General features: G+C 69.8%; 10 protein-coding genes. 6 read left to right on the top strand and 4 right to left on the bottom strand.

Going from position 1 to position 9,444, the window contains the following annotated elements:
- Positions 1-88: 88 nt before the first annotated feature.
- Genes murB through V7D63_RS03435 form a run of 3 tightly spaced genes read right to left on the bottom strand, consistent with a single transcriptional unit; the run spans position 89 to position 3,364 of the window.
- Positions 89-1,000 carry a UDP-N-acetylmuramate dehydrogenase gene (murB, locus tag V7D63_RS03445; protein WP_333590855.1) on the bottom strand — a complete coding sequence of 304 codons (912 nt, stop codon included), beginning with the start codon at positions 998-1,000 and terminating at the stop codon, positions 89-91.
- The gene (gene murC / locus V7D63_RS03440; protein WP_333590854.1) at positions 997-2,454 is read right to left on the bottom strand and encodes a UDP-N-acetylmuramate--L-alanine ligase; all 1,458 of its coding nucleotides are present in this window, start codon (positions 2,452-2,454) and stop codon (positions 997-999) included. Before murC ends, murB begins: the two co-directional genes overlap by 4 nt.
- A 55-nt stretch (positions 2,455-2,509) precedes the next feature.
- Positions 2,510-3,364 (bottom strand): hypothetical protein, encoded by an 855-nt coding sequence (locus tag V7D63_RS03435; RefSeq protein ID WP_333590853.1) that lies wholly within the window; start codon positions 3,362-3,364, stop codon positions 2,510-2,512.
- A gap of 90 nt (positions 3,365-3,454) precedes the next feature.
- Between V7D63_RS03435 and V7D63_RS03430 the strand changes: the two genes are divergently transcribed.
- The 3 genes from V7D63_RS03430 to V7D63_RS03420 are packed head-to-tail and all read left to right on the top strand — an operon-like array spanning position 3,455 to position 6,471.
- On the top strand, positions 3,455-4,855 hold the full coding sequence (locus V7D63_RS03430; RefSeq protein ID WP_333590852.1) for an SLC13 family permease: 1,401 nt from the start codon (positions 3,455-3,457) through the stop codon (positions 4,853-4,855).
- A 12-nt stretch (positions 4,856-4,867) separates the two neighbouring features.
- A complete protein-coding gene (locus tag V7D63_RS03425; protein WP_333590851.1) occupies positions 4,868-5,332 on the top strand; it encodes a GyrI-like domain-containing protein in 465 nt (154 codons plus the stop codon).
- Positions 5,333-5,391: 59 nt separating this feature from the next.
- Entirely contained in the window at positions 5,392-6,471 is a 1,080-nt protein-coding gene (locus V7D63_RS03420; RefSeq protein ID WP_333590850.1) for a site-specific DNA-methyltransferase, read from the top strand.
- 6 nt (positions 6,472-6,477) lie between these two features.
- Here V7D63_RS03420 and mutY read toward each other — a convergent pair whose 3' ends face one another.
- On the bottom strand, positions 6,478-7,497 hold the full coding sequence (gene mutY / locus V7D63_RS03415; RefSeq protein ID WP_333590849.1) for an A/G-specific adenine glycosylase: 1,020 nt from the start codon (positions 7,495-7,497) through the stop codon (positions 6,478-6,480).
- Positions 7,498-7,538: 41 nt separating this feature from the next.
- Here mutY and V7D63_RS03410 point away from each other — a divergent pair, with 41 nt between their 5' ends.
- From V7D63_RS03410 to V7D63_RS03400, 3 genes are all read left to right on the top strand, one after another.
- Positions 7,539-8,096 carry a DUF721 domain-containing protein gene (locus tag V7D63_RS03410; protein WP_333590848.1) on the top strand — a complete coding sequence of 186 codons (558 nt, stop codon included), beginning with the start codon at positions 7,539-7,541 and terminating at the stop codon, positions 8,094-8,096.
- A gap of 96 nt (positions 8,097-8,192) precedes the next feature.
- A complete protein-coding gene (locus V7D63_RS03405; RefSeq protein WP_333590847.1) occupies positions 8,193-8,828 on the top strand; it encodes a DsbA family protein in 636 nt (211 codons plus the stop codon).
- A gap of 4 nt (positions 8,829-8,832) precedes the next feature.
- Positions 8,833-9,444 carry a thioredoxin domain-containing protein gene (locus tag V7D63_RS03400; RefSeq protein ID WP_333590846.1) on the top strand — a complete coding sequence of 204 codons (612 nt, stop codon included), beginning with the start codon at positions 8,833-8,835 and terminating at the stop codon, positions 9,442-9,444.

Genomic DNA, 9,444 nt, shown 5'->3' with positions numbered 1-9,444 from the left:
ATGCGGGACTCGGAAACGGGCGCGAGCCGCCTTGATCGCCGAAGGTTGGTTTACGCCGGGTTTACCAACCGCCCATGGCGCGGGAATTTCAGACTGGCCGCCCGATCCGCTTGATCTCCCAGTCCAACTGGACGCCGGTCTTGTTCAGGACGTCGGCGCGCACCGCCTCACCCAGACCCTCGATGTCGGCGGCGGTCGCTTCACCGGGGTTAATCATGAAGTTGGCGTGCAGGTCGCTGAACATGGCGCCGCCGCCGGTTACGGCGTGCAGCCTGCCGCGCCAGCCAGCCTCATCGACCAGCTTCCAGGACGAATGGCCGGGCGGGTTCTTGAAGGTGGAGCCGCCGGTCTTGTCGCGGATCGGCTGGGTCTGTTCGCGGCGGCTGGTGATTTCGTCGATGCGGGCCTGGACCGCCTCGGGCGCGTCCGACGTTCCGCGATAGACGGCCTCGACCCACAGGATGTCGGCGGGCGCCTGGGAATGGCGGTAGGTGTAGCCGAAGTCGGCCAGCGCATAGTCCACGCGCTCGCCCGCCCGGTTCAGGCCCCAGGCCGAGACCAGCACGTCCTTCGTCTCGGCGCCGTAGCAACCCGCGTTCATGGTCAGGGCGCCGCCGATGGTTCCGGGAATGCCCGCATAGAACTCCAGACCCGCCAGACCGGCCTTGGCCGAGGCCTTGGCCACCATGGAGTCGAGCGCGCCCGCGCCCGCCGTGATCGTGTCGCCGTCCGCCGTCACCTGCGCCCACGGCCGTCCGGCCAGGCGGATGACCACCCCCTCGACCCCGCCGTCGCGCACGATGACATTGGAGCCGACGCCCAGCACCGTCACCGAGACGCGGGAATCCAACGCTTTCAGAAAATCGCTCAGATCGCCGGCGTCGGCCGGAATGAACAGGGCGTCCGCCGCCCCGCCGACACGGAACCAGGTGTAGGGACCCAGCGGTTCGTCACGCAGCAGCTTGCCGCGGACGGGGGGCAGATGGTCACGCCAGCTCACGCCAGCGCCTCCAACTGGGCCGGAAGCGCATAGGCCCAGGCGGTGATGTCGCCCGCGCCCAACAGGACGACCAGATCGCCCGACTTGGCCTCGGCCGCGATCACCTCGGCCAGCACGGCCGAACTTTCCAGCGCCTGGACGTGGCGATGGCCGTAACGGCGGACGCCCTCGACCAGGGCGTGTTTGTCGACGCCCTCGATCGGCGCCTCGCCCGCCGGATAGACGTCGGCGACGATGACGCTGTCGGCGTCCGAGAAACAGGTCGAGAAGTCGTCCATCAGGTCGCGCAGACGGGTGTAGCGGTGCGGCTGGACCACGGCGATGACGCGGCCGGCGCCCTCGCCCTCTCCGTCCGGCGACTGGGCCACCTGACGGGCGGCCTTCAGCACGGCGGCGATCTCGACCGGGTGGTGGCCGTAGTCGTCGACCACGCGGACGCCATTGACGACCCCGGTGGTGGTGAAGCGCCGCTTGACCCCGCCGAAACCGGCCAGGCCCTGGCGGATGGCGCTTTCGTCCACGTTCAGCTCGCGGGCCACGGCGATGGCGGCCAAAGCGTTGGAGACATTGTGCCAACCGGCCATGGGCAGGTGCAGGTCCTCGATGCGGATCGGCTCGTCCGACGCGGTCGAACCCCGCCCCTGGATCACCACGTCGAAGCGGCAGCCGTCGGGACCCATGCGGCAGTTGTCGGCGCGGACCATGGCCTGGGGGTTCAGGCCGTAGGTGACCATGCGACGGTTGTCGATCGAGGCGACCAGCCGCTGGACCTCCGGGTGATCCAGACAGACGGCGGCGAAGCCATAGAACGGAATATTCTCGACAAAGTCGACGAAGGCCTTACGCACCCCGTCGAAATCGCCCCAGTGATCCAGATGCTCCGGGTCGATGTTGGTGACGATGGCGACGGTGGATTTCAGGCGCAGGAAGCTGCCGTCCGACTCATCGGCCTCGACCACGATCCAGTCACCGTCGCCGACCTTGGCGTTGGTGCCGTAGGCGTTGATGATGCCGCCGTTGACCACCGTCGGGTCCAGGGCCGCCGCGTCCAGCAGGGCCGCGACCATGGAGGTCGTCGTGGTCTTGCCGTGGGTGCCGCCCACCGCGATCGAGAATTGCAGCCGCATCAGTTCGGCCAACATCTCGGCCCGGCGGACCAGGGGGATGCGGCGTTCGCGGGCGGCGGCCATCTCGGGATTGTCGGCCTTGACGGCGGTCGAATAGACCACGGCCGAGACGCCCTCGCCCACATGGGCGGCGTCATGACCGATGAAGATCTTGGCGCCCAGCTTCTCCAGCCGCTCGGTGTTGGCGCCGGACTTGGCGTCAGAGCCTTGGACCGAATAGCCGATCTTCAGCATGATCTCGGCGATGCCGCTCATGCCGATGCCGCCTATGCCGACGAAATGAACGGGACCGAGGTCGAACGGAACGGGGCGAAGGCGACGGATCATTCGGGCGTCATAGCCGCCTCTCCCCCCGGCTGGAAAGGGCGCACCGTCACGCCGATCAGGCGCCGTGCCATTCGCTCATGACGGCGCCGTCGGCCTGGGTGACGGCCACGCGATCGAGCTGCACCGCGATCACGCAGACCGGACGCTGATCGGGTCCAGACGCCCGGCACCGGAAGGCGCGCCCGCTGGTGGGAAAGCCGACCACGCGGCCTTCCAGCAGAAGGCGATATCCCTGGGCCGGACGCTGGACCGGCTGATCGCCCTCGCCGCGCACCGTATGGGCGTAGGCGCGGCCGTTGCGACGACCGATGCGCGAGGCGTCTTCCTCGAACACGGCGGCGATGCCCAGGGTCTGGACCGTGGCGGCCGGGGGCGCGCCCTGAAGGGGATCGGCGGTCAGCGCGGGGCAGTTTTCGCCCGTCAACCATGGACGCGGCGCCCAAAAGCCCTCGACCTGCTCCCACCGGGCGGCGGCGTTGGGTTCGGCCATCAAGGCAGACTGGGTCCAGTCGCCGGGCGTCAGGCTGAGCTGGATGGTGCGTCGATCCGGTCCCCATCCGGCGCGCGGCAGGCCGTCGGGACGATCCCCCGCGCCGCCTTCAGACAACGGCCCGCAGGCGAAGGGAATGCGGATGGAGAAGGTCCGGCCGACCAGGGGATCGGTCCCTTCGACCCGCGCGCCAGACGCATAGTGATCGGCCGCCGCGTTCGCGGCGGCGATCAACTCGGCGCGAGCCAGGGTCGGAGCCGGCGCTGGCGCGGCGGGGGTCGTCGTCGTCGGTTCGGGCGGCCTGGGTTCCGACGCCGGCTCCGCGCCGGGCTTGCACTGGACCAGCATGAGAGCGGCCAGGGCCATGGTCGCCACGGCGGCGCGCTTGGGACGGGTGGCGTCGGTGCGTTCCCCAATCATGCGTTCAGACATAACACGACGGCGACTCGCAAGGCCAGCGAAGGTCCCCGCGCTTGACCCAAGGCGGCCGAACGGCTCACGAAGGCGGACATGACTTTTGACCAGATAGCCGCCCTGGTTGTCCTGGTGGTCGTGGTGGGCGTTCTGATCCACGGCCGCATGCGGGCCGACGTCGTCGCCCTGAGCGGGGCCGCCGTGCTGATGATGCTGGGCGTGGTGCGGCCGGTGGAGGTCCAGGGCGCCTTCGCCAGCCCGGCGCTGATCGCCCTGGGCGGCCTGTTCGTCATCGCCTACGCCATCGAGCTGTCGGGCCTGTTGGGCCTGTTGATCCGCGAGGCGACCAAGCTGGCGGCTCGGTTCGGGTCCAGCGGCATCTGGGCGGTGCTGGGGGTTTGCGGCGGGCTGGGCGGGTTCCTGAACAATACGCCGGTCGTCGTTCTGGCCGCGCCCCTGGTGCGCGACGTGGCCAAGTCGCTGAAGCTGTCGCCCAAGCGGTTCCTGATGCCGCTCAGCCATCTGACGGTGCTGGGCGGATTGCTGACGCTGATCGGCACTTCGACCAACCTTCTGGTCAACGACATGGCGCGCAACGCCGGCCAGCCGGTGTTCAGCCTGTTCGAGATCACCCCGGTGGGCCTGTGCCTGGCGATCACGGGAGGATTGTGGCTGTTTTTGGTGTCGTCGCGTCAGCTCGGCGCCGGCGTCGCGGCCGATGAAGCCGAACAACGCCGCCTGGCCGAGGAACAGGAACGCGCCGAGGCCCGCGCACGCGAAAACCGCCGCCGCAAATTCTGGTTCCGCCTGCCGCGGCTGGGCGAGACCCGCAATCAGGAAGACGGCTCGGGCGACGCCCAGCTCGGGCATGTGGAGCTGTTCCAGGCGGCGGACCGCCCCTTCGACCCGCGCCGCTCAGCCATCGCCTTGACGGTGTTCGTCCTGGTCATCGCCGTGGCCGGGCTGGGCTGGGCGCCCATCGCCTCCAGCGCCTTTGCCGGGGCGGTGGCCCTGATCCTGCTGCGGGTCCTGACGCCGGAAGAGGCCTATGCCGGTCTGCGCCCCGAGATATTGCTGCTGATCGCGGGCATGGTGGTGATCGGCATCGCCTTCGAGGTCACCGGCCTGGCCCAGGCGGGCGCGGACGTGCTGATCACCGTCATGCGCCCCTTTGGTCCGTTGACGGCGCTGATCGTGCTGTACGGCGTGACCCTGTTCGCGACCGAACTGTTGTCCAACGCCACCGTCGCGGTGCTGGTGACGCCGATCGCGGTGGCCCTGGCCGGGTCCCTGGGCGTCGATCCCCGGCCCTTCCTGGTGGCGGTGATGATGGCCGCCTCGGCCGCCTTCGCCACGCCGTTCGGCTATCAGACCAATGTGCTGGTCTATCAGATGGCGGGCTATTCCTACATGGACTTCGTCAAGGTGGGCCTGCCGCTGAACCTGATCACCTGGGCCGCGGCCATGGTCGCCATTCCGATCTTCTTCCCCTTCTGAGGTCATTCGACGATGCGATCGCCCGACCGGCTCCAAAGCCATCCGCCGATGCTGCTGGCCGGCCTGCGGCGGACCTATGGCTTCGGCGACGCGCCGGTGGGCATTCCCGCCGCTTGGGCCGAGTTCGTCCGGTCCCTGCCCCTGCCGGGCCAGGTCGGCGACGTCACCTATGGCGCGGTCTGCGCCGCCGACATGGCCGCCCAGACGTTTGAATACATGTGCGCCGCCCAGGTCGACGGCTTCGACGCCCTGGACCCGGACCAGGGCCGAATGCGCGTGCCCCAGGCCCACTATGCGGTGTTCGTCCACGCCGGGCCGATCCACGACATCCGCACGACCATCGCCGCCGCCCACGACTGGCTGGCGAACAACGGGCGATGGGCGGACGGCCAGACCCCGGAGTTCGAACGCTATGGTCCCGATTTCGATCCGGCGGGCGGCGGCGTCGAAATGTGGGTTCCGATCCAGCCCGCATAACCCGGCCTTAACCACAAGGATTCACCGTGTCGGCTCTGTAGAGCTTGCGGGGCCGCGCCATGTCCGATCTGAAGACCGACGTCATCCATCGCGGCGACTGCATCGAGGTGCTGCGCGCGCTGCCCGACGCCTCGGTGGACATGGTCTTCGCCGACCCGCCCTATAATCTGCAACTGGGCGGCGACCTGTTGCGGCCCGACAATTCCAAGGTCGACGCCGTCGACGACGACTGGGACAAGTTCGGCAGCTTCGCCGAATACGACGCCTTCACCCGCGCCTGGCTGAGCGAATGCCGCCGCGTGCTGAAGCCGGAAGGTTCGATCTGGGTGATCGGCAGCTATCACAACGTCTTCCGCCTGGGTTCGGCGATCCAGGACCTGGGGTTCTGGGTGCTGAACGACATCATCTGGCGCAAGTCGAACCCGATGCCGAACTTCAAGGGCACGCGCTTCACCAACGCCCACGAGACCCTGATCTGGGCCGCGCGCAGCCGCGAGCAGAAGCGCTACACCTTCAACTACGACGCCCTGAAGGCCTTCAACGAAGACACACAGATGCGGTCCGACTGGACCCTGGCCCTGTGCACCGGCGAAGAGCGGATCAAGGACGCCGACGGCAAGAAGGCCCATCCGACCCAGAAGCCTGAGGCCTTGCTGCACCGGGTGCTGCTGGCGGCCACGCGGCCCGGCGACGTGGTGCTGGACCCCTTCTTCGGCACCGGCACGACGGGGGCGGCGGCCAAGCGGCTGGGCCGTCACTTCATCGGCATCGAGCGCGACGAAGGCTACGCCAAGGTCGCCGAAAAGCGGATCAAGGCCGTGGTTCCCGCCGCGCCCGAGGATCTGACGGTCATGGGGTCCAAGCGGGCCGAACCCAAGGTGCCGTTCGGAGCGCTGGTCGAGGCCGGGCTGTTGCGGCCCGGCGACCGGCTGTACTGCCCCAAGGGCGAGCGCGAGGCGCGCGTACGGGCCGACGGCTCGCTGGTGCACGGGGCCATGACCGGCTCGATCCACAAACTGGGCGCCCTGCTGGAGAACGCCCCGGCCTGCAACGGCTGGACCTATTGGCGCTTCAAGTCGGACCAGGGGTTCAAGTCGATCGACGCCCTGCGCGAACAGATCCGCGCCGGGATGCAGTAGGCCGGTTCAGCCCAGGCCCCGATCCAGCGCCTTTCTGAACACCGTCGGCAGGGCGCGGCGGGCGTCATCCACATCGGTCCAGATCAGGTCGGGCGCATGCACGTGCGCGGTATGGACGCGCAGGCTCAGCGCGAAATGGGTGAAGACGTGCTCCACCGACCCGGCGTCGCGCCAGTCGGCGGCCACGGGCGGCGCGGCGTCGGCGGCCGCGACCGACCAGTCCGAGGTCGGCAGGCCCAACATCCCGCCCAACAGACCTTTGTCCGGGCGGCGGACCAGGCCGATGCGGCCCTGGGCGTCGCTCATGACCCAGGCGACGCCGTGGCGGCGGGGGCGGTCGGCCGTCTTAACCTTCAACGGATAGCGGGCGGGATCGCCGGTCCTGAAGGCCGCGCAGAAGGCCGAGACCGGACAACGCCCGCACGACGGCGACTTGGGACGGCAGATCACGGCGCCCAGGTCCATCAGGGCCTGCGCCCAGTCGCCCGGCCGATCATCGGCGACCAGCGACGCGGCCAGGCGGCGCAGTTCGGGCCGGGCGGCGGGCAGCGGCGTCTCGACCGCGAACAGCCGCGCCATGACCCGTTCGACATTGCCGTCCACCACATTGGACGCCCGGCCGAAGGCGATGGCGGCGACAGCGGCGGCGGTATAGGCGCCCACCCCCGGCAGGGCCAGCAGACCCGCCTCGGTGTCGGGAAAGACCCCGCCGTTATCGGCCGCCACGGCGCGGGCGGCCTTCAGCATGTTGCGGGCGCGGGCGTAGTAGCCCAGGCCCGCCCAGGCGGCCATGACATCCGCGTCCGGCGCGGCGGCCAGGTCGGCGACCGTCGGCCAGCGGCCGGTGAAGGCGTGAAAATAGGGCGCGGCGTGCGCCGTGGTGGTCTGTTGCAGCATCACCTCGGACAGCCAGACCCGATAGGGTTCCGTCCGGCGGCCGGACCCCGGCGGCGACCGCCACGGCAGGCCGCGCGCCTCGGCGTCGTACCAGGTCAACAATGCGGCGCGGAGGGCGGGAACGTCCATGCCCCCTCCCCCTACCCCGTCGTCGGGTCTAGAAGGAAGCCATGCGCCGCACCCTGCCCACCGAAGCCGAGGTCCGCGAGATCCTGTCGCGCCGCAAGACGCGCCCGGCGCCGCGCCCGGCGCCCAAGGCCGGGCGGCATCTGCAAGGGCTGGTGAAGGGGCTGGACGAAAAGTTCGGGCGCGGCGCCGGGGCGCTGGAGCCGCGCTGGCGCGAGATCGTCGGCGACCAGCTCGCCCGCGTCACCCGCCCGCAGAAGCTGATCAAGGGCCGCGGCGGAAGCGGCGGGGTGCTGGAGCTGCGCGTGGCGGGACCCGCGGCCCTGCTGGTCCAGCATCAGTCGGCGGAAATCCTGAGCCGGGTGAACCTGTTCCTGGGCGCCGGGTCGGTCGACAAGCTGAGGATCGCCCAGGGACCGGTGAAACCGTCGGCCGAGGCGGCGTCCAAGCCGCGCCGCCCGTCCAAGCCCCCGCCCCTGCCCGCCGAGACCGAGGCCGAGCTGGCCCGCGCCGTCGAACCGGCGCCCGAGGGGCTGAAGGCGGCGTTGCAGAAGCTGGGGCGGGCGGTGCTGGGTGAAAGCCGCGACCACTCGCGACGTTGACAAAAAGTCGCCGCACCTGTTCTCGACTGTTGAAACCTTGAGCGCGCGCGTCCGTGGGGGAATCGCGCGATGATCCACGAAACCCGAGGAAGACCCATGACCCGATACGCTTCGATGAGCCGCCGCGCGGCGATGACGGCCGCGGCCCTGGCGACGATGGCGGCTCTGGCCGGCTGCGGCGGCGGCAAGAACGCCGTGGCGGAAGGCGACATGGCCCTGGGCGCCGCCGAGGGCGCCAAGGTCACGGTGGTCGAATACGCCTCGGTCACCTGCCCGCACTGCGCCGCCTGGCAGGAGCAAGTCTGGCCGGCGTTCAAGACCCGCTATGTCGACACCAACAAGGTCCGCTACGTCTTCCGCGAACTGCCGACCCCGCCGGTCGAGGTGGCCACGGCCGGCTTCCTGCTGGCGCGCTGCGCGGGCGAGGACAAATATTTCGACGTGGTGCACCAGTTGATGGGCAGCCAGCAGGAGATGGCCGCCGGCGGTCCCCGCGCCTGGCTGCTGCGCACCGCCAACGCGGTGGGCATGAACGAGCAGCAGTTTGAACAGTGCGTCACCGATCCCAAGGCCATCGAAGCCTTTGAAGGCCGCATCCGCGCCGCCCAGAACGCGGGCGTGACCGGCACGCCGAAATTCTTCGTCAACGGCGTCGAGATCATCACGCCGGGCGGCGAAGGCGCCTCGATGGAAGACCTGTCGCGCGCCATTGAAGCCGAACTGGCGAAATAGTCGGATGAAGCGGCTGGCGCGGGTCCTGCTGGCGGCCGCGGTCCTGATCGGGACCGCCGCGGCCGTGCGCCAGGACGCCGCGCCCGTGCCGCCCGTCCACGCCAACGACCGGGTGCTGGGTCAACGCTCAGCCCCGGTGACGGTGATCGAATACGCCAGCTTCACCTGCCACGTCTGCGGCGACTGGCATGAGTTGGTCTGGCCCGAGTTCAAGCGCCGCTTCGTCGATACGGGGCGGGTGAAGTTCGTGTTCCGCAACATGCCGACGGCGCCGATCGAACTGTCCGGTCCGGCGGCGGCCCTGGCCCGGTGCGCGGCGCCCGAGAAATTCTTCGACACGGCCCACGCCCTGTTCGCCGGTCAGGCGGCCCTGCTGCGCGGCGGCGACCAGGGCGAATGGTACGCGGCCGGCGTGGCCGCCAGCGGACGCACCCGCGCCCAGATCGACGCCTGCGTCGCCCGCCCCGAGATCAAGACCTTCATCGAGGCCGAGGTGGCGGCGGGCGCCGCGACCGGCATCACCGGCACCCCGGCCTTCTTCGTCAACGGCCGCATGGTCCGCGACCGCTCGCTGGGCGGGCTGGAAATCGCCATCCGCACGGCGGAAGGCGGCTAG

Origin of the sequence: Brevundimonas sp., from assembly GCF_036732845.1 — a bacterium.
Taxonomy (GTDB): Bacteria; Pseudomonadota; Alphaproteobacteria; order Caulobacterales; family Caulobacteraceae; genus Brevundimonas.
This window is presented reverse-complemented; position numbering and strand designations above follow the sequence as displayed.